The sequence below is a fragment of the Bacillus sp. T33-2 genome (genome assembly GCF_002860205.1).
Lineage (GTDB): Bacteria > Bacillota > Bacilli > Bacillales > Cytobacillaceae > T33-2.
Genome location: NZ_PGVB01000029.1, coordinates 59,682 through 81,465 on the forward strand (window position 1 = coordinate 59,682; position 21,784 = coordinate 81,465).

The 21,784-nt window shown below is 46.3% G+C and carries 23 protein-coding genes, 1 pseudogene and 1 other annotated feature; of the genes and pseudogenes, 20 read left to right on the forward strand and 4 right to left on the reverse strand.

The window, feature by feature from the left end:
* The first annotated feature begins 36 nt into the window (after positions 1-36).
* From CVD19_RS18470 to pheA, 8 genes are all read left to right on the forward strand, one after another.
* On the forward strand, positions 37-1,503 hold the full coding sequence (locus CVD19_RS18470; protein ID WP_101584284.1) for an Rne/Rng family ribonuclease: 1,467 nt from the start codon (positions 37-39) through the stop codon (positions 1,501-1,503).
* Positions 1,504-1,604: 101 nt separating this feature from the next.
* Positions 1,605-1,682: a sequence feature (ribosomal protein L21 leader region), on the forward strand.
* A 15-nt stretch (positions 1,683-1,697) separates the two neighbouring features.
* Positions 1,698-2,006 carry a 50S ribosomal protein L21 gene (gene rplU, locus CVD19_RS18475; RefSeq protein WP_101584286.1) on the forward strand — a complete coding sequence of 103 codons (309 nt, stop codon included), beginning with the start codon at positions 1,698-1,700 and terminating at the stop codon, positions 2,004-2,006.
* Between the two features lie 13 nt (positions 2,007-2,019).
* On the forward strand, positions 2,020-2,364 hold the full coding sequence (locus tag CVD19_RS18480; RefSeq protein ID WP_101584288.1) for a ribosomal-processing cysteine protease Prp: 345 nt from the start codon (positions 2,020-2,022) through the stop codon (positions 2,362-2,364).
* Positions 2,365-2,368: 4 nt separating this feature from the next.
* A complete protein-coding gene (rpmA, locus tag CVD19_RS18485) occupies positions 2,369-2,659 on the forward strand; it encodes a 50S ribosomal protein L27 (RefSeq protein WP_101584523.1) in 291 nt (96 codons plus the stop codon).
* Positions 2,660-2,812: 153 nt separating this feature from the next.
* A complete protein-coding gene (locus tag CVD19_RS18490; protein ID WP_101584289.1) occupies positions 2,813-3,349 on the forward strand; it encodes a Spo0B C-terminal domain-containing protein in 537 nt (178 codons plus the stop codon).
* A 71-nt stretch (positions 3,350-3,420) separates the two neighbouring features.
* Positions 3,421-4,713, forward strand: coding sequence for a GTPase ObgE (obgE, locus tag CVD19_RS18495; RefSeq protein ID WP_101584291.1), 1,293 nt, complete (start codon positions 3,421-3,423; stop codon positions 4,711-4,713).
* Positions 4,714-4,736: 23 nt separating this feature from the next.
* Positions 4,737-5,192 carry an ACT domain-containing protein gene (locus tag CVD19_RS18500; protein ID WP_101584293.1) on the forward strand — a complete coding sequence of 152 codons (456 nt, stop codon included), beginning with the start codon at positions 4,737-4,739 and terminating at the stop codon, positions 5,190-5,192.
* A 33-nt stretch (positions 5,193-5,225) separates the two neighbouring features.
* Positions 5,226-6,074 (forward strand): prephenate dehydratase, encoded by an 849-nt coding sequence (gene pheA / locus CVD19_RS18505; RefSeq protein WP_101584294.1) that lies wholly within the window; start codon positions 5,226-5,228, stop codon positions 6,072-6,074.
* Positions 6,075-6,209: 135 nt separating this feature from the next.
* Here pheA and CVD19_RS18510 read toward each other — a convergent pair whose 3' ends face one another.
* Entirely contained in the window at positions 6,210-6,743 is a 534-nt protein-coding gene (locus tag CVD19_RS18510; RefSeq protein ID WP_101584295.1) for a transcription repressor NadR, read from the reverse strand.
* 248 nt (positions 6,744-6,991) lie between these two features.
* Here CVD19_RS18510 and safA point away from each other — a divergent pair.
* From safA to CVD19_RS18525, 3 genes and pseudogenes are all read left to right on the forward strand, one after another.
* Positions 6,992-7,450: pseudogene (gene safA / locus CVD19_RS26055) on the forward strand (SafA/ExsA family spore coat assembly protein); the annotation flags it as partial.
* 1,672 nt (positions 7,451-9,122) lie between these two features.
* Positions 9,123-10,067 (forward strand): aminoglycoside phosphotransferase family protein, encoded by a 945-nt coding sequence (locus tag CVD19_RS18520; protein ID WP_257985192.1) that lies wholly within the window; start codon positions 9,123-9,125, stop codon positions 10,065-10,067.
* Positions 10,068-10,181: 114 nt separating this feature from the next.
* Positions 10,182-10,739 carry an intercompartmental signaling factor BofC gene (locus CVD19_RS18525; protein ID WP_101584298.1) on the forward strand — a complete coding sequence of 186 codons (558 nt, stop codon included), beginning with the start codon at positions 10,182-10,184 and terminating at the stop codon, positions 10,737-10,739.
* Positions 10,740-10,776: 37 nt separating this feature from the next.
* Here the strand turns inward: CVD19_RS18525 and CVD19_RS18530 are convergent, their stop codons facing one another.
* Complete coding sequence (locus CVD19_RS18530; protein WP_101584299.1) at positions 10,777-11,304, reverse strand: endonuclease; 528 nt, start codon at positions 11,302-11,304, stop codon at positions 10,777-10,779.
* Positions 11,305-11,442: 138 nt separating this feature from the next.
* On the opposite strand from CVD19_RS18530, the gene ruvA reads away from it, so the two are divergent.
* The 6 genes from ruvA (at position 11,443) to yajC (ending at position 15,916) form a co-directional block, all read left to right on the forward strand.
* Entirely contained in the window at positions 11,443-12,054 is a 612-nt protein-coding gene (gene ruvA / locus CVD19_RS18535; protein WP_101584300.1) for a Holliday junction branch migration protein RuvA, read from the forward strand.
* 67 nt (positions 12,055-12,121) lie between these two features.
* On the forward strand, positions 12,122-13,123 hold the full coding sequence (gene ruvB / locus CVD19_RS18540; RefSeq protein WP_101584301.1) for a Holliday junction branch migration DNA helicase RuvB: 1,002 nt from the start codon (positions 12,122-12,124) through the stop codon (positions 13,121-13,123).
* 30 nt (positions 13,124-13,153) lie between these two features.
* Complete coding sequence (locus CVD19_RS18545) at positions 13,154-13,360, forward strand: DUF2905 domain-containing protein (protein ID WP_101584302.1); 207 nt, start codon at positions 13,154-13,156, stop codon at positions 13,358-13,360.
* 24 nt (positions 13,361-13,384) lie between these two features.
* Entirely contained in the window at positions 13,385-14,413 is a 1,029-nt protein-coding gene (gene queA, locus CVD19_RS18550; RefSeq protein ID WP_101584303.1) for a tRNA preQ1(34) S-adenosylmethionine ribosyltransferase-isomerase QueA, read from the forward strand.
* 41 nt (positions 14,414-14,454) lie between these two features.
* The gene (gene tgt / locus CVD19_RS18555) at positions 14,455-15,594 is read left to right on the forward strand and encodes a tRNA guanosine(34) transglycosylase Tgt (RefSeq protein ID WP_101584304.1); all 1,140 of its coding nucleotides are present in this window, start codon (positions 14,455-14,457) and stop codon (positions 15,592-15,594) included.
* Positions 15,595-15,625: 31 nt separating this feature from the next.
* Entirely contained in the window at positions 15,626-15,916 is a 291-nt protein-coding gene (yajC, locus tag CVD19_RS18560) for a preprotein translocase subunit YajC (RefSeq protein WP_101584305.1), read from the forward strand.
* Between the two features lie 54 nt (positions 15,917-15,970).
* Here yajC and CVD19_RS18565 read toward each other — a convergent pair whose 3' ends face one another.
* A complete protein-coding gene (locus tag CVD19_RS18565; RefSeq protein ID WP_101584307.1) occupies positions 15,971-16,357 on the reverse strand; it encodes a TIGR04086 family membrane protein in 387 nt (128 codons plus the stop codon).
* 216 nt (positions 16,358-16,573) lie between these two features.
* Between CVD19_RS18565 and CVD19_RS18570 the strand changes: the two genes are divergently transcribed.
* Positions 16,574-17,224 (forward strand): DUF421 domain-containing protein, encoded by a 651-nt coding sequence (locus CVD19_RS18570; protein WP_101584308.1) that lies wholly within the window; start codon positions 16,574-16,576, stop codon positions 17,222-17,224.
* Positions 17,225-17,274: 50 nt separating this feature from the next.
* Here CVD19_RS18570 and spoVB read toward each other — a convergent pair whose 3' ends face one another.
* Entirely contained in the window at positions 17,275-18,837 is a 1,563-nt protein-coding gene (gene spoVB, locus CVD19_RS18575) for a stage V sporulation protein B (protein ID WP_101584310.1), read from the reverse strand.
* A gap of 123 nt (positions 18,838-18,960) precedes the next feature.
* Here spoVB and CVD19_RS18580 point away from each other — a divergent pair, with 123 nt between their 5' ends.
* On the forward strand, positions 18,961-19,257 hold the full coding sequence (locus CVD19_RS18580) for a post-transcriptional regulator (RefSeq protein ID WP_101584312.1): 297 nt from the start codon (positions 18,961-18,963) through the stop codon (positions 19,255-19,257).
* Positions 19,258-19,437: 180 nt separating this feature from the next.
* On the forward strand, positions 19,438-21,702 hold the full coding sequence (secDF, locus tag CVD19_RS18585) for a protein translocase subunit SecDF (protein ID WP_101584314.1): 2,265 nt from the start codon (positions 19,438-19,440) through the stop codon (positions 21,700-21,702).
* Positions 21,703-21,784 lie beyond the last annotated feature (82 nt).

Here is a 21,784-nt window from a genome sequence, read left to right on the forward strand (position 1 = left end):
CGGGCAAGAACTATGGCAAAAAGCGGGGAAAAATAAATGAAGCTCGTCGTTAATTCTGCGACAAGGGAAAAACGCTATGCACTATTAAAAAATGGCAAGATTGACAAGCTTTATATAGAGCAGCCCGGGCAGCAGTCGCTGGTCGGGAATATTTATTTGGGTACGGTTGAAAAAGTCCTACCCGGCATGAATGCAGCATTTGTCGATATAGGCCAGGGGAAAAATGCCTTTTTGCACAAGGATAAAATACCGTCCTTTGTCCTTTCAAATGACCAGGCAAAAGCAAACAGGAGTGTTTCTTCGTTTTTGCACCAGGGTGAGAAACTGCTCGTGCAGGTCGAAAAGGACGCAGCAGGTACGAAGGGGCCAAGGGTGACAGGGATCATTGAGCTTCAAGGGCAGCATGTGGTCTATATGCCGAACGGCAAATATGTCGCGGTTTCTAGAAAATTGGCAGACGAAGCGGCCCGGGATCGAATGCGGCAATTCGGCACTGTGATGAAAACAGAGGAAGAAGGGCTGATTTTTCGGACAAGCAGCATCAATGCGAGTGAAGCAACGTTAATAAATGAACTCGAACAGCTCCGAACAAGCTACCGCCAGCTTTTATTACAAGCATCACCTAAAAAAACCGGCCTGATGCATGAAAAAGACTATTTCTTTGAACAGCTTGCACGCGAGCTTGAGCGAATGGATGCCGGCGAGATAATAGTAGACAGCCTCGAGTTCAAAAAAAATCTTGAACCTCTGCTCTATAACAAAGAACTTAAAGTTAGTTATTATAATGGAAAAGAAAATATTTTCTCCCATTATAAATTGGAGCATGAGGTTGAAAAAGCTTTAAAAAGGATCGTATGGCTGGACAATGGTGCTTACCTTGTTTTCGATATGGCCGAGGCGCTTACGATCATTGATGTGAATACCGGCAAATTTTCAGGTAAACATGACTTGAAGGATACAGTCCTGGCGGCCAATCTGCTTGCGGCTGAAGAAATAGCCAGGCAGCTGCGGCTCCGTGATATCGGCGGAATGGTGTTGATCGATTTTATTGATATGCAGGAAGAAGACAGGAAAAAGGTTGTCACTGTACTGGCGAGAGAGCTCGCGAAGGACGAACGCAGGACCAATCTTATCGGTTTTACGCCACTGGGAATTTTGCAGCTGACCAGGAAGAAGACAAAAATCTCGATTTCAGAGGCTCTGCAAGAAAACTGCGGAACATGCAACGGGACCGGTAAAGTTTTAAGCCCGGAAACAGTGGCCTTCAGGTTGGAGCGGGAACTATGGGAAAATAGGAACAGCGATCATGAAGCTGTTCTGGTAGCGGCGACATCGGCTGTAGAAGAGGTTTTTTCAGGCACCAACAAGGAGCATAAACAAAGGATCGAGGAGGCAACAGGCCTTAAAATCTTTTTTGTGCCTTTGGAAACTTCCAGGGCTGCATACGAAATCAGGCAATTCGGCTCTGAAGTAGAGGTAGTCCGTTCTTATAACGGGAAGTAATCGTACAAATGATGATATCTTCACCATTTTGCTGCCGTAGAAAATGATGTTGACACTGCCCATCCTGTATGTTATTATTTTAACGTTATGTTTGTAGCGCACCCGTGCTACAACCGCACAGAACAGGTATTAAGGATTGCCGCAGGCAAACGCCTGGGATGGCGAGTCTGAGTCTATAGAGGAGGTGCAGTGGAATGTACGCAATTATCGAAACTGGCGGCAAGCAAGTAAAAGTAGAAGCTGGCCAAGCTATCTACGTTGAAAAGCTTAACGCAGGTGAAGGCGAAACAGTTACTTTTGACAAGGTTCTTTTCGTTGGCGGTGATGATGTAAAAGTAGGAAGCCCATTAGTTGAAGGCGCTACGGTTACAGGTAAAGTTGAAAAACAAGGCCGTCAAAAGAAAATCATCGTTTTCAAGTACAAAGCGAAGAAAAATAACCGCAAAAAGCAAGGTCATCGTCAGCCATACACAAAAGTTGTCATTGATGCAATCAACGCGTAAGGCGACCTGACCGATGATCCAAATCATGATTAATCGAACGATCTCCGGCGCTATTCAATCGTTCGCAATCAGCGGCCATGCATTTTTTGACGAACGCGGCAAGGATATCGTCTGTGCAGGCGTATCCGCGGTGTCCGTAGGTGCAATAAATGCAGTCCATGAACTGACTGGCATTGCTCCGGATATCGAACATGATGAAAATGGATTTCTCCGCTGTACCGTGCCTGAGGATCTTCCGAAAGAGGTACATGAGAAAATTCAACTTCTGTTCGAGGGAATGCTTGTCGCGTTGCAGACGATAGAAGAACAGTACGGAACGCATATAAAAATCACATATAAAAAGCAGGAGGTGGAATGACATGTTGCTAAAACTAGATCTTCAGCTATTCGCATCCAAAAAAGGAGTAGGTTCTACAAAGAACGGACGTGACTCCATTTCTAAGCGCCTTGGTGCAAAGCGTGCAGACGGCCAGTTCGTTTCTGGCGGATCAATCCTTTACCGTCAGCGCGGCACAAAGATCTACCCAGGTGTGAACGTGGGTAAAGGCGGAGACGATACACTATTCGCGAAAGTTGACGGCGTTGTTAAATTTGAACGTTTAGGCCGTGACCGCAAGCAGGTATCTGTTTATCCTCAGGCTCAAGAAGCTTAAGCCTTCAACAGAAAACCCTAACCATTCCGGTTAGGGTTTTCTTTTTACCGTAAAACATAACCAATATCTGCATCATTCTCCTATAATTGCTTTCCTTGGACAACTTTTTTGATATACTAACAGCAAGCAGTCTTAAGAGTAGGAGTACTGATCATGGATAAAAAATGGGACACCATTGAAGTCCTGCGGCATGCAAGGCATGACTGGCTGAATAAACTTCAATTAATAAAGATGAATCTGTCAATGGACAGGCCGGAAAAGGTCCATGAAATCATTGATCAAATTGTCATGGAATCCCAGCAGGAAACAAGGCTTTCAAACTTAAAACTGCCCCGTTTCGCCTCATTGCTGTTAACATGCAATTGGGAAAAACATTTGTTCAAGCTGGACTATGAAGTGATTGAATCTTCGCACACTAATCATGTAGATGACGAGCTGCTTGCAAAATGGACAAATGATCTGTTTCTGGCCGTCGATCAGTGTATTGAACCTTTTCAGGAGAATTATCTTTCCGTTACAATTCAACCCGAGGAAGCAGGAATCCGTTTCTTTTTTGATTTTAAAGGAATAATAACAGATAATGTACATCTTAAGAGGTTTCTGGGAAATCCGGACTCGGCACTGACTGTCCAAGTCACATGCCTCAAAGAGGATGAGCTTTCCATCGAAGTTTTTTTACTTCCGGGCTAAGGAAAGAAATTGGGAACGGTACCTCTGCAGAGGATGGGTGATAAACAAAATGAAGACGGGTGGGTATAAAAATGTTTGTCGATCAAGTTAAGATTTATATAAAAGGTGGCGACGGCGGCAATGGAATGGTTGCTTTCCGCCGTGAAAAATATGTTCCAAAGGGTGGCCCTGCTGGCGGCGATGGAGGAAAAGGCGGCAATGTCATCTTCCAAGTGGAAGAAGGGCTCAGAACACTTATGGACTTTCGCTACCAGCGCCATTTCAAGGCGGACCGGGGCGAACACGGAATGTCGAAGAATCAGCATGGACGAAACGCAAAAGACCTCATTGTTAAAGTTCCGCCTGGTACGATCGTGACGGATGTCGAAACGAATGAGGTCATTGCCGATTTAACAGAGCACGGCCATCAGGTAGTAATCGCTAAAGGCGGAAGGGGAGGACGGGGAAACAGCCGTTTTGCGACCCCTGCCAATCCCGCCCCAGAGCTTTCTGAAAATGGCGAACCTGGTCAGGAAAGAGATGTCACTCTGGAGTTAAAACTACTGGCTGATGTCGGTCTTGTGGGTTTTCCTAGCGTTGGGAAATCAACCTTGTTATCGGTTGTTTCTGCAGCCAGGCCGAAGATAGCGGAATACCATTTTACGACAATCGTTCCTAATCTCGGCATGGTGGAGACAGACGATGGCAGAAGCTTCGTTTTGGCTGATTTGCCAGGACTGATTGAAGGCGCCCATTCTGGTGTGGGGTTGGGCCATCAATTTTTAAGGCATATCGAAAGGACCAGGGTCATCGTCCATGTTATCGACATGGCCGCTATGGAAGGGCGGGACCCTTATGAAGATTACGTCACGATCAACAACGAACTGAAGGAGTACAACCTTCGATTGACAGAGAGGCCCCAAATCATTGTCGCGAACAAAATGGACATGCCGGGGGCAGAAGAGAATCTCGAGAAATTCAAAGAACAACTTGGGGATGATCATCCTGTTTATCCAATCTCCGCTGTGACCCGGGAGGGATTGCGTGATCTGTTGTTCGCAGTTGCAGATTTGCTGGAGCATACACCAGAGTTTCCGCTATTTGAGGAAGAAGAGGAAGAAACCGGGGTTAACCGTGTGGTGTACAGGCATGAAGGGGAGCAGAAGGACTTTGTCATTACCCGTGACCCAGATGGAAGCTATGTAATTTCCGGTGATACGGTTGAAAGGCTCTTTAAAATGACCGATTTTTCAAGGGACGAATCAGTCCGCAGGTTTGCACGGCAGCTGCGTGGAATGGGTGTGGATGAAGCACTGAGGGAGAGAGGGGCTTCAGACGGCGATACGGTCAGGCTCCTTGATTATGAATTCGAATTTATCGAATAACGTTGTCCAGGTCGGGGTGGATCATGAAACAAAACAAACCTGTTAAAAAATTTTATCTGGTGCGGGAAGACGTTCTTCCTGAAGCGATGAAAAAGACGCTTGAAGCAAAAGAAATGATCGAACGGGGAAAAGCAGAATCAGTGTGGGATGCTGTCCACAGGGTGGATTTAAGCAGAAGCGCCTTCTATAAATACCGTGACACGGTTTTTCCATTCCATACAATCGTCAAAGAACGCATCATCACGCTTTTTTTTCATCTGGAGGACCGCTCGGGCACTCTGTCCCAGCTGCTTGGTGTGGTGGCATCGACGGGATGCAACGTCCTGACGATCCATCAGACCATCCCGCTTCAGGGGCGGGCGAACGTAACAATGTCCCTCAATGTAACTGAAATGTACATTGAGATGGATCAAATGCTCGAGAAACTCCGGGAACTGGAATTTGTTGAAAAAGTTGATGTACTTGGCTCTGGAGCGTAGTATAGACAGAAATGAAAATTGGGAGGGATCAGGTTGAAAATTGGTTTTTTGGGGCCCCGGGCTACCTTCACAGATCTTGCAGTCCGGGAAATGTTCAGTGGTGAAGAGCGGGTTCCTTTCATGACGATACCCGAATGCATGGATGCAGTTTTCAATAATGAAGTGGACGCTGCTGTCGTCCCGCTTGAAAATGCCCTCGAAGGATCCGTGAATATCACGCTGGACTATTTGATTCATGAAACGGGATTGGTCATTTGCGGGGAAGCGACCGCGCCTGTCCAGCAGCATTTGATGATCCATCCTGTTAACGTGAATAATTGGAATCATGTTAACATAATCTACAGCCATTCTCATGCACTTGCCCAGTGCCATAAATTTTTACATAAAGAACTAACAGGGGTCAGATGTGAAAACATGACATCTACCGCCGCAGCAGCCCGATATGTACAGGAACATCCGCATGTCAAAGCAGCAGCTATCGGAAATTCACTCGCTGCACAGGAATACGGACTTGCCATTGTGAAGGAAAATATCCATGATTTTGACCATAACCATACCCGGTTTGTGCTGTTGTCAAAGCAACCCCTTGAATTTCAAATGGACAGTGCTGCGTTCAATGGCCATAAGACGACCATGCTCATTACCCTTCCGTCTGATCGGGCAGGAGCGCTTCACCAGGTTCTTTCCGCATTTTCATGGAGAAAGCTGAACCTGTCGAAAATTGAATCCCGTCCGATGAAAACAGGCCTCGGCAACTACTTTTTCATCATTGATGTCGATATGAAAATGGACGAGGTGCTGATTCCCGGCGCAATGGCAGAGCTTGAGGCATTAGGCTGCTCAGTGAGGATTCTTGGAAGTTATCCATCTTATAAATTATGAAAACAAAAAAATCCATCTAATGATGGATTTTTTTAAGTTCAGATAAAATATGAGGCGATGGCGTCCCGAGTGATTGGCTTTGTCAGTTAATATATCATGAAATAGCTTCACTACTCCGGCAAGAGTCCCGCATTTTTAGCTAATGAGGAAATTCGCTTTTTTCATGGCTTCCTCTGCCTCGTCAAGGGCTATCTCTGATGGTGCAGAGATGGTGTGCAAATGGATCCCGCTTGTCAGTTCAGACAGGTATCCTGAATTGGTTGAGTTAATTTTCTGCATGAACTGTTTGACCTCAGCCCGGTTTGAAACCATGATGGAAGCGGTCAAATCACCATATACGGGGTGCTCGATTTTGACATCCTTTACTGTTACACCATGGTCAACCAGCATATTTAATTCTTCTTCTGTTCTTTCCGGCATGTGCTGACATGCTATCGTCCTTTCAACATGGCTGGAAGGAGCAGCGGCTAAATATATATATCCCTGGCTGGTGGCGATAATCGGCTCATTTTTAGCTTTCAACAGGGTGATATCTCCAACGATCACCTGACGGCTCACGTTGGTTCGCGACGCCATCTCACTGCCGGTTATCGGTTCTTTGCTGTCTTTTAACAATTGTAATAGAAACGATCGCCGCGCTTCCCCGCGAATTTTTTTCTGGTCGTTCATTTTTGCCCGCTCCTCACTGTCCTGATTCCAAAATTTTAGCATAATGTTCCCTAAAGATAAAAAGTTTTTTGTTCAGGCGCTATATCCGGGATTTGAGCATATGTATAATTTGAAATTTCCTCCAGCCGGGGAGGGATAACGGGATTCATAAATTTCCTCCATTATGCATAAGTTTTTGTAAAGATTGTTACCATTTTGCCCATACCGTCATACATTATATGGACTTATGCCATAGGAGGGAAACCAGAGTGAAAATCCATATCGTACAGAAAGGGGATACTCTTTGGAAGATCGCCAAGAAGTACGGCGTGAATTTTGAAGAGCTGAAGAAGATGAATTCGCAGCTCAGCAATCCTGATATGATTATGCCCGGCATGAAAATAAAAGTTCCAACGACAGGAGGAACGGTAAAAAAAGAAACTCCAAACCAGGGGGAAGCGCCGCAGGCAAAGATCAATATGGGTGGCAAAAAAGAAATGCCGGTTACTGAACACCCTTTTGCAGCACTGAAGCCTGCCCAGGTACCTGGTGAAGCAATGCCAGAAGCGAAACAACCAGTGGAAATGCCCAAACAGGAAGCATTAAAACAGGAAGAGCCTAAAAAGGAAATGCCGAAAGAAGCCGCAAAACAGCCATATACTCCAAAAATGCCCCAGCCAGTCATCCCTGAAATTGATATAAACAACTACTATTTGCTAAATATGGCAAACATGTCGGTTCAGCAGCCAGCCCCCAAGCCGAAAGAACAGCCTGTTGCAAAGCCAAAAGAGCAGCCTATTGTGAAACCGAAAGAACAGCCTGTTGCAAAGCCAAAAGAGCAGCCTATTGTGAAGCAAAAAGAACAGCCTGTTGCAAAGCCAAAAGAGCAGCCTATTGTGAAGCAAAAAGAACAGCCTGTTGCAAAGCCAAAAGAGCAGCCTGTTGTGAAACCAAAAGAACAGCCGGTGGCAAAACCAAAAGAGCAGCCTGTTGTGAAACCAAAAGAGCAGCCGGTGGCACAGCCAAAAGAGCAGGCTGAAGCAAAACCTAAAGAACAGCCTGTCCAGCAACCGCAACAAAAGCTCCCGTTACCGCCGCAGCCAAAACTTCCGCCCAAACCAGCCAAAGTATTCCCTGAAATTAAAGCTGATATCAAGCCGCAGGCCAAGCAGGAAATAAAGCCTGACATTCACTTAAAAAATAAAGAGCCTATGGAAGAGTCGTCTTCCATGATGCCCATTTTCCAAGGAGGTTACCAACAGCCTATGATTCCTTATCCTCAACAACAATATCCATTTGCTTCAGGTACACAAGGACCCGGTTTCGGTGCGCAGGCACCAGGTTTCGGTATGCAAGGACCCGGTTTCGGTGCGCAGGCACCAGGTTTCGGTATGCAAGGACCCGGTTTCGGTGCGCAGGCACCAGGTTTTGGTATGCAAGCTCCCAGTTATGGTTTTCAAGGGGGGTACCCTGGAGGATTCCAGCCAATGGGACAATATCCGCAGGTCCAGGGTGCGGGCACAATGCCGATGTACCAAACGGGTTATCCAGGGAATGAAAGCTCAGGCTTCATGCAGCAGGCAGGAATGGAGTCATCTCCTTTTGACCAGCAGCAAGCCCCATTCATTCCAAGCATGGCCCCGCAGGCTGTAATGGGTGCAGAAAATATTCCGGCACAAATGCCATTTACCCAGACAGCACCCGCAATGCACATGCCATGCGGCCCAACGAATGTAATGCCTTTTTCACAAGTTATGCCTGGAGCCGGTTACCCATGTGGACCATTTATGCAGGCTCCGGGCGGTTATCCACAAATGATGCCACAGGTGCTAGGCGCACAGGAGTATCAAATGCCGCCACAGGTGCTAGGCGCACAGGAGTATCAAATGCCGCCGCAGGTGATGGGCGCAGAGGAGTATCAAATGCCGCCGCAGGTAATGGGCGCAGAGGAGTATCAAATGCCGCCGCAGGTAATGGGCGCAGAGGACTACCAAATGCCGCCGCAGGTGATGGGTGCAGAGGACTACCAAATGCCGCCGCAGGTGATGGGTGCACAGGAGTATCAAATGCCGCCGCAGGTAATGGGTGCAAAAGACTTCCAATTGCCGCCCCAGGTACATGGGGCATTTGAAGCGCCCAAGATGCCGAAGATGCCACAAATGGTATCACCGATGATGCAGCAGGCTGATTGTGGCTGCGGCGGTCCTAAGGCAATGGGCGCTCCTTATGGGCCTGGCGGAACCTCTCCCGTATATACACCACCATATGGACAGCAAATGGGCTATGGCTTTGGACCACAAATGTATCCATTTGGCCACGGTTCAATGGGCGGCCAGTACTGGATGCCCCGGACTGACGAAGAAACTGATGAAGATTAAGCTCCAACCTGGAGGAGACGATTTGGTAAAAAATCGTCTCCTCTCCTATTTAAATTCCCAGCTGCCTTTAAAGATCAGCGATGTTATTCCCATACGCGACCATGTATTTCTTGTGAGAACGGCCAGGATGTATTTTATTTTAAAATCTTTTGAAAGCCTCTACAGGCTGAATCTTCAAAAAGCCTATACTGCCTCACTGAGAAAAGCTGGCTTTAAACATTCTTATTCTTTTTGTCCATTCGACGCCAAGCCTCTCTATTTTAAAAACAATTTTTATGGATGCCTGGAGTACATCACTCCCCACCGGGCCAGTTTTACGTTTCATACCGAGAGGGACCGGCGTGAAGGCCTTGAACTTTTAAAGCAATACCATTCAGTCAGCAGCACTTTGACCAACTCATATTCATCACTTCTGCCAAAGGCAAACCTCCTCCAAAAATGGGAGGACCGATTGGCATTATTCAGCAGTAACCTCAAAATTGTGAATTCTTTTGTGCAAGTATCTATGACTCATGAGATTATTTCATGGGCTAACTATGCCATGGAGGGGCTAAAAGCTGAATTGAACGAAAAAGATCCGCCGGTGATCCTTCACGGGGACGTAGCTCATCACAACTTTATCCGCGCATACAACGGACAGCTCTATTTGATAGATTTCGATTTGATAAGCATGGGTCCGCGAAGCTTTGATTATCTTCAATATGCAAACAGGATCCTTCCATTCATTGATTGGTCTCTTGAAGGTTTGAGTGAACTTCAAACTTTGGAGGGGTTTCTAAAAGACAAAGCATTTTTATACGGATTGGTGTTCCCTGCAGACATATTGCGGGAATGGAACAGGATCATAAGAGAAAACAGCCGCCTTTCTTCAAGCTACGTCAACCAAGTTGTACAATTGACTGCCGTGCAATTTCAGGAGCGGAAAGCCTTTATAAAAAAACTAAAAGATAAAATAGATCAGCAGTGAAAATTGATGCCACATATGCATGTGTAAATGCCGCCGCGCAGACAAGGCTACCGGGGATAAATTTCAAAAAATTGGCCAGACTAACAATGGAAAACAGAGAAGGGGTGATCAGCAATGGGCTCCAGGCTTTTCATTATGGTATTGTTTGGATCAGCTTTGATTTTGTTTGGATTGGGTTCTTTTGAGCAAGCATACGTGATGGCAGGACCTGTTATTGCTGAGGTACCTTCACAAGCCGATAATGAAGAAATCAGGCAGTTGGAAGTGACTGTGATCCTGGAGAGAAAATACTTGGACGGGGAAATTAGTGAAGAACGGGTTGCGGAGACCATTTTGTCGATGGAGGATTTCTGGGCCAAATATGATAATTGGACACTTGTAAACATGGATGAAGGATTGGTCGTTTTCAGGCAGGATGTAGACGATATTTCCCCGCTTTTAAAAGCGAACGGCTACTTCGGATTAACAAATGACGGACTGCTCACCATCTTTAATGGCCGGCCCGAACAGTCAAATATCATCCAGTCTTTTTTTCAAATAGACCTCGGCAAGCTTGAGAGTGTCAAAAGGGAAGAGCTGAAAAAGGGGATACAGATCAAAACGAAGGACCAGTACCAAAAAGTGCTGGAAGCATATAAGCCTTACACAAAGCAGGACAGTCTGCAAAAGTAGCATTAAAAAAATGGAGGCACGAATGCCTCCATTTTTCTTACTTCTCTATACCAGTAACAACGTAGTTGTCGTCTTTTTGCTCTACTGTGTATGTACCGCTGTCTGTCGTCTTGACAGTGCCTTTGGTTGCATCGCCTTCAACAGTTGCATCGGCTTGTTTTCCTTCAAGGAATGTTGCAGGGATGTATGGCTCTTCGTTTACGATCATTCTGCCATCTTCTGTCTTTTGGTCAGTTTTATAATGAGCATAGATTTCTTGTGCTATATCTTCACTGAAATATTTGGACAGGAACTCGACTGCTGAAGTTTCATCTGCAAAGGAAGAGTTGACTACTGGCCTTGTATCTTCTTCAGAAACAGTTTCCTTGGCGAAAACTTCATCAACCTTTCCGGCTGCAATGCGGACGGTATTGTACATTTTGGATTTAACCTGGTCAGTCAACTCATTTGTTTTTTCTTCTTTTTTCTCTTCAGAAGCTGCCGGCTCTTCTTTTTTATCGGCAGAGCATCCAACTACAGCAAAAGTCAGAGCAAATGCTGCTAATAAAGCTAGTAATTTCTTCATCGAATTTTTACCCCCTAGTCTGAATTTTTCGACTCTCTCATTATAATGACAAAAATGACCTAATGCAACATTTTTCTTCGTTCCTATAAAAATAGTATGATAAAATGAGGTACAGCAAAAAAGAGGAGCGAAGAGAAATTGTTCGAGTTTATTAGAGGGAAAGTCGAATATGTCTGCCCTGAATACATAGTTATCGAGAATCACGGAATCGGCTATCAAATCATGGCTCCCAACCCGTTTATATATACCAATGAATCAGGCAAGGACACGCTTATTTATACTTATCACTATGTACGGGAGGATGTGGCTGCTCTATACGGTTTTAAAACAAGGGAGGAAAAGGCCTTGTTTGCCAGATTGCTGAATGTCTCGGGGATCGGGCCTAAGGGTGCTCTGGCAATTTTGGCATCCGGCCAGCCAGAACAGGTGGTCCAGGCAATCGAAAATGAAGATGAGGCCTATCTTGTAAAATTCCCGGGAGTAGGCAAAAAGACGGCAAGGCAGATGATTCTTGACCTCAGAGGCAAGCTTCAAGACCTGGTGCCGGATTTTTTCCCGAACCTGTTTTCTGCTGAAGATCACAAACACCAAACGAGCGGCTATTCCCACGATTTTGATGAAGCAATGCTTGCCTTGAAAGCTCTGGGTTACTCGGAAAAAGAGATTAATAAAATCATGCCTGAGCTCCGCAAGGAACAGCTTTCCACCGACCAGTACATCAAAAAGGCTTTGCAAAAACTGTTGAAATAGCCTGCGCATCAATTGGACCGCAATACCTTACTGATACGGAATTTTTATGAAAAAAGGGTGATTACAGATGGAAGAACGTATCATCTCCGGTGAAGCCGATGTCCAGGATCTTTCATTTGAGCAAAGCTTGCGGCCGCAAACGTTAAAACAGTATATTGGCCAGGACAAAGTGAAAGCTAACCTCGAGGTGTTCATTGCTGCAGCAAGGATGAGGGAAGAAACTCTCGATCATGTCCTTCTCTATGGCCCGCCGGGATTGGGAAAAACAACTCTTGCTGCAATCATTGCCAACGAAATGGGTGTCAGCCTCAGGACCACTTCAGGGCCGGCGATAGAACGGCCGGGCGACCTGGCTGCAATATTAACAGCACTGGAGCCCGGTGATGTTTTATTCATTGATGAAATTCACCGGCTGCCGCGTTCGATTGAGGAAGTATTATATCCAGCCATGGAGGACTTTTGCCTGGACATCGTGATTGGGAAAGGACCGAGTGCCCGTTCCGTCAGGCTTGACCTGCCGCCCTTTACCCTTGTTGGCGCGACGACAAGGTCAGGTTCACTGTCAGCCCCGCTGCGGGACCGGTTTGGAGTGCTCAGCAGGCTGGAATATTACAATGAAGCGCAACTCACTGAAATTGTGGTCAGGACTTCAGATTTGCTTGGAACACGAATAGACAGCAATGCTGCTGTTGAAATCGCGAGAAGGTCCAGGGGGACCCCGAGAATTGCCAACCGCCTGCTTAAACGTGTAAGAGATTTTGCCCAGGTGCGCAGCAATGGGACAATCGATGACAAGCTGGCAAAGGAAGCGCTTGAACTCATGCAGGTCGACCGTTTAGGACTCGACCATATTGACCATAAATTACTAATAGGGATTGTGGAGAAGTTCCGTGGCGGACCCGTCGGCCTTGACACGATCGCTGCGACGATTGGCGAGGAGCCGCATACAATTGAAGACGTTTATGAACCGTATCTGCTCCAGATTGGTTTCCTGCAGAGGACACCAAGAGGAAGAATCGCGACGGAGGCGGTTTACCGGCATTTTCACATGGAAATGCCGTCTGATTGAAAATCGCAACTCTTTTGGAGGTGCATGACAATGAGCGGGCTCGCAAAACTGCTGATGATTGCAGGAGCTGTCTTGTTTATCGCAGGGTTTCTCATGAAATTTACCGGGCTTGGCCGCCTGCCAGGCGATATTGTTGTTAAAAAAGGAAATGCCACCTTTTATTTTCCAATTGTTACTTCCATAGTACTCAGCATTTTGTTGTCGGCGGTTTTTTATTTTATAAACCGCTTCCGTTAACCGTAAAAACAGTAGGTGAAAAAAATGAAAGTAGATTTGTTCGATTTTGAGCTACCTGAAGAACTTATTGCGCAGACACCTCTTGAAAAAAGGTCTGAAAGCAGGCTTATGGTGTTAAATAAGGATGATGGCGGCATTAAGCATGATATTTTTAAAAATGTTAAAGACTATTTTCAACCAGGGGATTGCCTTGTCTTGAATGACACCCGCGTGTTGCCGGCGCGTCTGTTTGGAACAAAAGAGAATACAGGGGCAAAAATAGAAGTATTGCTGTTGAAACAGCTGCAGGGCGACAGTTGGGAAACACTGATAAAGCCGGCCAAACGTGTGAAAGAAGGCACAAGGATTGTATTCGGCGACGGTTTGCTTACCGCAATGTGTACAGGTGAAAATGGCCATGGCGGTAGGATATTGGATTTCAATTACGAAGGGATTTTCTATGAAATTCTTGACCAGCTCGGTGAAATGCCGCTGCCTCCATATATAAAAGAGCAGCTGGAGGACAAGGACCGCTACCAGACGGTGTTTGCCAAGGAACGCGGTTCTGCTGCAGCCCCCACAGCCGGGCTCCATTTCACGGAAGAATTGCTTGAACAGCTCCAGGAAAAAGGGGTCCATATTGCCTTCATCACGTTACATGTCGGTCTCGGAACTTTCAGGCCTGTGAGCGTGGACTCCATCGAAGAGCATGAAATGCATGCCGAGTTTTACCAGGTCTCCGAAGGAACCGCAAGGCTCCTAAATGAGGTGAGGGAGTCGGGTGGACGGATTATTTCCGTAGGCACAACCTCAACGCGGACCCTAGAGGCGATTGCATCCGCAAACGGTGGGCGCATTGTTGCGGAAAGCGGCTGGACGGACATTTTTATTTTCCCGGGCTACGAGTTTAAAGCCATTGACGGGATGATCACGAATTTCCATTTGCCCAAGTCGACGCTGATCATGCTCGTAAGCGCGCTTGCAGGGCGTGAAAGTGTTCTAAGGGCATACAATACAGCGGTACAAGAAGAATACAGGTTTTTCAGCTTTGGAGATGCCATGCTCATCCTTTAGGCAGCTCAGTCAGATTGGAAACAGGGAAGGAGCGCAATTAATTGTCTGCTATTCGTTATGAATTTATAAAAACATGCAAGCAAACTGGAGCAAGGCTTGGCCGGGTCCATACGCCTCATGGCTCCTTTGATACCCCCGCGTTCATGCCTGTCGGGACACTTGCAACGGTAAAAACGATGTCCCCGGAGGAATTGAGGGAAATGGGGGCAGGCATTATTTTAAGCAACACTTACCATTTGTGGCTGCGGCCCGGAAATGACATTGTCAGGGAAGCAGGCGGACTGCATAAATTTATGAACTGGGACCGTGCGATCTTGACAGATTCAGGAGGATTCCAGGTCTTCAGCTTAAGTGATTTCCGCAAGATTGAGGAAGAAGGAGTCCACTTCCGCAACCATATGAACGGGGACAGGCTGTTTTTGTCTCCGGAGAAGGCAATGGAAATCCAGAATGACCTTGGTTCCGATATCATGATGGCGTTCGATGAATGCCCGCCGTACCCGGCATCTTTCGAATATATGAAAAAATCGGTAGAGCGGACATCAAGATGGGCCGAGCGCTGCCTCTCAGCGCATAAGCGCCCGCATGACCAGGGCCTGTTCGGGATTGTGCAGGGCGGGGAATATGAAGAGCTGCGCAAGCAAAGTGCCAGCGATTTAGTTTCTCTGGACTTCCCGGGATATGCAGTCGGCGGATTGTCTGTCGGCGAACCGAAGGACGTAATGAACCGCGTGCTTGAATTCACGACGCCGCTGTTGCCGTCAAACAAGCCGAGATACTTGATGGGGGTAGGCTCCCCTGATTCGCTCATTGATGGTTCCATCCGCGGCATAGACATGTTTGACTGCGTGCTCCCGACTAGGATAGCCCGAAATGGCACGCTGATGACAAGTGAAGGCAGGCTGGTTGTTAAAAATGCCAAATATGCAAGGGATTATGGGCCGCTTGATCCGGAATGCGACTGCTACACTTGCCGGAATTATTCGCGTGCCTATATCCGCCACTTGATCAGATGTGATGAAACATTCGGAATTCGATTAACAACTTACCATAATTTATATTTTCTGCTAAAATTAATGGAGCATGTCCGCCAGGCGATTCGTGAAGACCGCCTTGGCGATTATAGGGAAGAGTTTTTCGAACGTTACGGTTTCAACAAGCCTGATGCGAAAAATTTTTAACCTTTGTGAATACTGAAAGGAGGGGAATAGAATGAATGGAAACTTACTAGGTACAGTATTCCCGCTGATATTGATGTTTGCGCTGATGTACTTCCTGTTGATACGTCCTCAGCAAAAAAGGCAGAAAACTGTCCAGCAGATGCAAAGCGACCTTAAAAAAGGCGACCGCATTGTGACAATTGGCGGGCTGCATGGAACTGTGGACGCCATTGATGAAGGCACGATCGTGATTAAATGCGGTGACGGAAGCAGGCTTACATATGACCGCGGCGCTGTCCGTGAAGTAGTGGAAGCAGCAGGAGAAAAACTCGCAAGTAAATAATGGCATCGAAAAGAAGCAGGCACTTGAGCCTGCTTCTTTTCCATATTAAATGAATCAGGCTGTCCTCGAGTTTGATGACATATTGACCCCGAGAATTCCGCCCATCATCGCTGTGATTGTGTAACACACGTGATATATGACTTGTTCAATGGAAAAGAGGCTGTCATAGCCCAGATAATGAAACAGGAAGATAATCGACGAATAAATAAGCCCTGTCATCCCGCCAAGGAGCCAACCCTTTTGTTTGCCATTACCCCCCGAAATAAATCCCCCGACGAACAAAGACATAAACGAGACGGTTGTCATGACGTACTGCAACGAAGATTCCTGTACCGAAGTAAATCTTAATAGAAGCGCCAGGATAAAACTGCTCACAATTGCCACTAAAAAAACGACAATCACTCCGTACAATATTGCTATTGCAACACTTTTTGATTCCATTTGCCCCTCTCCCTCCAAAAATCACATGGAAATGCTGTGTTGATCCCAGGTTTCACTCCATATCGATTAGTACAAGCATATTCACCAGCTGGCCAAAGTAGAATACAAATTTTCAGGTAATGAGAAAGAATTAACATCAATGGAAAAAACTCACGATATGATTCACACACTTTTGTAAAGACTATTTTAGACGGAGATAACGAAGGGGGAGGCTACATGGAACAATATTTCCCGATCATCATCAGGACTTTGATCCTTTATATTCTGATCCTTGGGATTTTTAGATTAATGGGAAAGAGAGAAATCGGGGAACTGAGCATTCTCGATCTCGTGGTTTATATCATGATTGCTGAGATGGCCGCAGTTGCCATTGAGAATACAAATGAGCCATTACTGCATTCGATTTTGCCCATATTTTTATTGGTAGCCATCCAAATTATCCTTGCACTATTATCATTGAAAAGCAAAAAATTCCGCGACATCGTTGACGGGAAACCTACGATCATCATTAACCAGGGCAAGATTGACGAACATGCCATGAGGGCCCAGCGCTATAACTTCGATGATCTGCTGCTGCAGTTAAGGGAAAAAGATATAAAAAATGTTGCTGACGTCGAGTTTGCGGTTCTCGAACCATCCGGGACACTGTCTGTTTTTCAAAAAAATGAAAATAAGAAGGGGAGCGGGATCCCTCTCCCGCTAGTTATTGATGGTGTTATCCAGAAAGAACACCTGGAAAAAATCCACAAAACTGAATCCTGGCTTCTTGAGAAATTACAAGCACAAGGGCACAGTGAGGTGAAAAACATTTCGTTTTGCAGTTACACAAACGGGAACTTTTATATCGATATCAAGGACGAAATATGAAAGAACACGGGGCCGTGTTCTTTTTCATTGGCTAACGCACATAAAGTTTTTCATCTAAACGCCCACCGTGACAGGGGCTTGCCGATCCATGGAATACGGTTGATTTCGTCTTTTTTAATTAATCCCAGCATGACCACTGTCATAGTGTACAGAATGACGATGACAGCCGCAGCAGCCATTACTTTCACCGTCAACGGGCCTTCAGTGCCGAGCCTGCCCCACATCCAGAATCCAGCCCATCCGGACATTACGATTGCAATGAAAACTTTGACGTACTCACGTATATGGAAAGTGAATGAAATTCTTTTTAATACTGTGGCAAAATGCAGTATTGTGACAAGCACTGTTCCCATGATGATTCCTAAAGCTGCCCCTTTAATTCCGAATGAAGGCTGGCTCGCGAGCAGGAAAATGACTGCTGTCTTGGCAATATTTCCAATAAGGCTGTTTATCATCGCTGCACGTGCCAGGTTCAGCGCCTGCAGCGTAGCCTGAAGGGGACCCTGATAGTAGTAAAAAATAAAAAATGGTGCCATCAGCTTGATGAATTGGGCTCCGCTCCCGGAACCATACATGACCATCATAAGCGGTTCAGCAAGTACATAGAGAACGACCACTGACAGGCCGCCGGTCATCAGTGAAAAACGCAGCGATTGTTGAAGCCGATGCTCGATCAGTTTTCCATTGTTTTTGGAATGGGCTTCACTGATCGCTGGAACCAGTGCCGTTGATAGGGAAAAAGTAATGAATGACGGAAGCAGTAGCAGCGGCAAGGCAAAGCCCGTTAACGCGCCGTACTGCTTTGTCGCTGTTACAGCTGCTACACCTGCCAGTGCAAGGCTGTGGGACACAACTATCGGCTCGAAAAACCAGGAGATTGAACCGATCAGCCTGCTGCCCAGGGTAGGAAGCCCAATGCCCATTAATTCACGAAAAGTCGATTTTCCGGATTGCACAAATTGGAAGAAATTTTTGCGAAGCCGGAACTTTTTCTTGAGTTTAAACGAGGTTAATAGATAGACAAGCGAAATCAGTTCTCCGATAACAGAGGAAACCATCGCGGCTGCAGCGGCATATTCAATTCCATAAGGAAGGAACGCGCGTGTAACGACCGCTATCAAAGTAATTCTCATAAGCTGTTCAAGCACCTGTGATACTGCGGCAGGCTTCATGTTTTGCCTTCCCTGGAAGTAGCCGCGAATAACAGATGAGACAGCTACAATCGGGATGATTGGCGTGATTGCCAACAGCGGCAGAAGTACCCGTGAATCGGTGAATAATATATTAGATAATAAAGGGGCCAGCATAATCAGGGCAGGTGTAAACACGAGTGAAAGTGAAATCGTCGTTGCCAGTGACACCACCAGGATCTTTTTTATTTTGGCGTAATCCCCTTTTGCCTCTGCTTCTGCTACATGCTTTGAAATAGCAACAGGGAGGCCAAGCTGGGTGACGGTCACAACAAGGATAAGGGTTGGGAACGCCATCATATACAGGCCTACCCCTTCTTCACCAATAAGACGGGCAATGACAATCCGGTTAATGAAACCAAGGACCCTCGTCACAAGCCCGGCTAACAGTAAAATGATTGTCCCTCTTACAAACTTTGACATCCTGGTCCCTGCCTTCTCAAAATAGCTAATTTCATATACAATTAACTATATGCTGTTAAGTGGACAAAGCATGACAGGTTATCCATTTTTCGAATTGACAGAAATCGCGAGGGGGCAGCTGGCATGGATTTCGGCCATATGTATGAACAATTTTACGGCAAAGTCAAACCCGCATTGGAAAGCAAGCTGGAGGAGTTCAGCATGCTGGGGTATGGTACAGTCACGGAAAAAGAACTCTGGGATTATTTAACAAAGAAAAAGTGGAAGAAACCAAAGGAAGATGTGCATGTATACGAAATTGTCGCGGATATCCTTTCTGTACAGCCAGGCCAATTCATGAACTACGCTACTGTTGAAGCCTTTAAGTTCAGCGGCTTTTCCTTTGAGGACGACCAGGAGCGGCTGGAATTGTTGAAATAGCCTCGGACGCAATATTCTATGTCGTTTAAGTGGACAAATTGACAGCATTTTCATTCTGTTACATAATGAAAATGCTTGTTTTAGAGTTATTGCAAGAAGGTATTCTGGCTTTGTGCTGTTATTTTTATATATTTTTCTATTTTTTTGTTGCCCGGCATATTTAAGGAGGACTTATTCATAATGGTAAAACGCAACCGCATTATCGCTTTCTTTCTGCTAATCTTGCTGATAGGAGGCGCCATGGGTACAACCGCCCGCGGGATTTTAGATAATATTAAGCTTGGCCTTGACCTGCAGGGCGGCTTTGAAGTGCTGTATGAAGTAACACCGGCCGAAAAAGGCCAGAAAATCGACCGTGAAACATTGACGAGCACGGTTGAGGCGCTTGACAGGCGCGTCAACGCTCTCGGTGTCAGCGAGCCGAATATCCAGATCGAAGGCGAAAACCGGATCCGTGTCCAGCTCGCAGGAGTGAAGGATCAGAACAAGGCACGTGAAATGCTGGCCACTGAGGCAAACCTTTCTTTCCGGGACGTCAACGACAAGTTGATGATGGATGGTACAGACCTGGCTGAGAACGGCGCTAAGCAGTCCTTCGACCAGAACAACCAGCCAAGTGTTGCCATTACGCTGAAAAGCGGGGATGAATTCCGTAAGGTAACGGAACAAATCCTGGCGATGGCTCCTGACAACCAGCTTGTCATCTGGCTTGATTTCGAAGAAGGCAAAGATTCTTTTAAAGCAGAAAGGATGAAGGAAGATCCCAAGTTTCTCTCTGCCCCAAATGTGGATAATGTACTATCACAAAAAAACGTAGAGATCACCGGAAACTTTACAGTAGAAGAAGCACAGCAGCTTGCCAAGCTTCTGAACGCCGGTTCACTTCCGGTAAAGCTTGACGAAGTTTATTCTACATCCGTAGGGGCCAAATTCGGCGAGCATGCGATGGATAAGACTGTGCTGGCAGGAGTCATCGGCATCCTGGGCATATTCCTGTTCATGATCGGCTATTATCGTTTCCCGGGATTTATCGCGACCATTACCTTGACAGTCTACCTTTATTTGACAGTACTTATTTTTGACTGGATGAACGTGGTGCTGACATTGCCGGGTATTGCGGCATTGATACTGGGGGTTGGTATGGCGGTTGATGCCAATATCATCACCTATGAACGGATAAAGGAAGAAATAAAGGTTGGGAAATCGATCAAGTCAGCTTTCAAAGCTGGAAATACAAATTCATTCTCAACTGTCACAGACGCGAACCTGACAACGATGCTTGCCGGTGCCGTACTTTTCTTTTATGGTACAAGCTCTGTGAAAGGATTTGCGACCAGTTTGATCATCGGTATATTAGGAAGCTTTTTCACAAACGTGTACCTGTCAAGATGGTTGCTCGGCCTATGGGTTAACAGTGGGTTCCTCGATAAAAAACCTGGCTGGTTCGGGGTGAAGAAAAATGAGATTAAGAGCCTTTCCGAAAACTTTGACACTCTTGACCTGCCAACGAAATTTGACCGGTTTGACTTTGTTAAATACAGAAGGAGGTTCTTTGCGGCTTCAGGGGCGCTATTTGTGGCCGGAGTTGTCATCCTGTCTGTGCTTGGTCTGAATCTGGGCATAGATTTCACGAAGGGTACCCGGGTTGAAATCCTTGCCGACGAACGCCTCACGACGGAGAAGGTGGCTGCGGAGCTTGAAAAGCTGGATCTGCCTACAAACGACATCGTCATATCCGGTGATGAGAACAATATCGGTGTAGCCAGGTTTAAGGACGTTCTCTCGAAGGGCGAAATAGCCGAGCTGAAATCCCATCTCAACGAGGAGTTTGGCAACGAGCCAAATGTAAACAGCGTATCCCCGACAGTTGGCCGGGAACTCGCCAAAAATGCAATGAAGGCATTGCTGATTACATCACTTGGCCTGATTGTGTTTGTTTCATTCCGGTTTGAACTGGCGATGGCTGTGTCAGCAGTAATAGCACTATTGTACGCTGCGTTCTTTATCATTCCGTTCTTCAGCATCATTCGGTGGGAAATTGACATCACCTTTATTGCGGCATTGCTTACGGTTGTTGGTTATTCGATAAATGATACAATCGTGACATTTGACCGGATGCGTGAAAATATGCAGAAAAGGAGACGCCTGAAGACGGAACAGGACATCACCGATGTTGTCAACACCAGTATCCGCCAGACATTGGGGCGCTCAGTCAATACTGTGATGATGGTTGCCCTGACGGTTGTCGCATTGCTGATTTTTGGCAGCGAGTCAATCCGCGGCTTTTCGATTGCCCTTTTGGTCGGATTGATTGTCGGAACGTACTCCTCGATTTTTATCGCCGCCCAGCTTTGGGTTGAATGGAAGAACAGGGAGCTCAAGAAAAAAGGCGTCATCATCACATATAAAGAAAAACGCAAAATTTCCGATGAGCCACAAGTATAAAATTATTCTCCCGCGGGACTGTTCCCGCGGTATTTTTGTGCTGAAATTGGCTATGCGGCAGTAATGCTCCTGCGGGAGTAAA

Bases quoted from the DNA above. Each gene is read 5' to 3' on its own strand.
- CVD19_RS18470 (WP_101584284.1), top strand. From the start codon at position 37: ATGAAGCTCGTCGTTAATTCTGCGACAAGGGAAAAACGCTATGCACTA.
- rplU (WP_101584286.1), top strand. From the start codon at position 1,698: ATGTACGCAATTATCGAAACTGGCGGCAAGCAAGTAAAAGTAGAAGCT.
- CVD19_RS18480 (WP_101584288.1), top strand. From the start codon at position 2,020: ATGATCCAAATCATGATTAATCGAACGATCTCCGGCGCTATTCAATCG.
- CVD19_RS18490 (WP_101584289.1), top strand. From the start codon at position 2,813: ATGGATAAAAAATGGGACACCATTGAAGTCCTGCGGCATGCAAGGCAT.
- obgE (WP_101584291.1), top strand. From the start codon at position 3,421: ATGTTTGTCGATCAAGTTAAGATTTATATAAAAGGTGGCGACGGCGGC.
- CVD19_RS18500 (WP_101584293.1), top strand. From the start codon at position 4,737: ATGAAACAAAACAAACCTGTTAAAAAATTTTATCTGGTGCGGGAAGAC.
- CVD19_RS18510 (WP_101584295.1), bottom strand. From the start codon at position 6,743: ATGAACGACCAGAAAAAAATTCGCGGGGAAGCGCGGCGATCGTTTCTA.
- CVD19_RS18525 (WP_101584298.1), top strand. From the start codon at position 10,182: ATGGGCTCCAGGCTTTTCATTATGGTATTGTTTGGATCAGCTTTGATT.
- CVD19_RS18530 (WP_101584299.1), bottom strand. From the start codon at position 11,304: ATGAAGAAATTACTAGCTTTATTAGCAGCATTTGCTCTGACTTTTGCT.
- ruvB (WP_101584301.1), top strand. From the start codon at position 12,122: ATGGAAGAACGTATCATCTCCGGTGAAGCCGATGTCCAGGATCTTTCA.
- CVD19_RS18545 (WP_101584302.1), top strand. From the start codon at position 13,154: ATGAGCGGGCTCGCAAAACTGCTGATGATTGCAGGAGCTGTCTTGTTT.
- queA (WP_101584303.1), top strand. From the start codon at position 13,385: ATGAAAGTAGATTTGTTCGATTTTGAGCTACCTGAAGAACTTATTGCG.
- yajC (WP_101584305.1), top strand. From the start codon at position 15,626: ATGAATGGAAACTTACTAGGTACAGTATTCCCGCTGATATTGATGTTT.
- CVD19_RS18565 (WP_101584307.1), bottom strand. From the start codon at position 16,357: ATGGAATCAAAAAGTGTTGCAATAGCAATATTGTACGGAGTGATTGTC.
- CVD19_RS18570 (WP_101584308.1), top strand. From the start codon at position 16,574: ATGGAACAATATTTCCCGATCATCATCAGGACTTTGATCCTTTATATT.
- spoVB (WP_101584310.1), bottom strand. From the start codon at position 18,837: ATGTCAAAGTTTGTAAGAGGGACAATCATTTTACTGTTAGCCGGGCTT.
- CVD19_RS18580 (WP_101584312.1), top strand. From the start codon at position 18,961: ATGGATTTCGGCCATATGTATGAACAATTTTACGGCAAAGTCAAACCC.
- secDF (WP_101584314.1), top strand. From the start codon at position 19,438: ATGGTAAAACGCAACCGCATTATCGCTTTCTTTCTGCTAATCTTGCTG.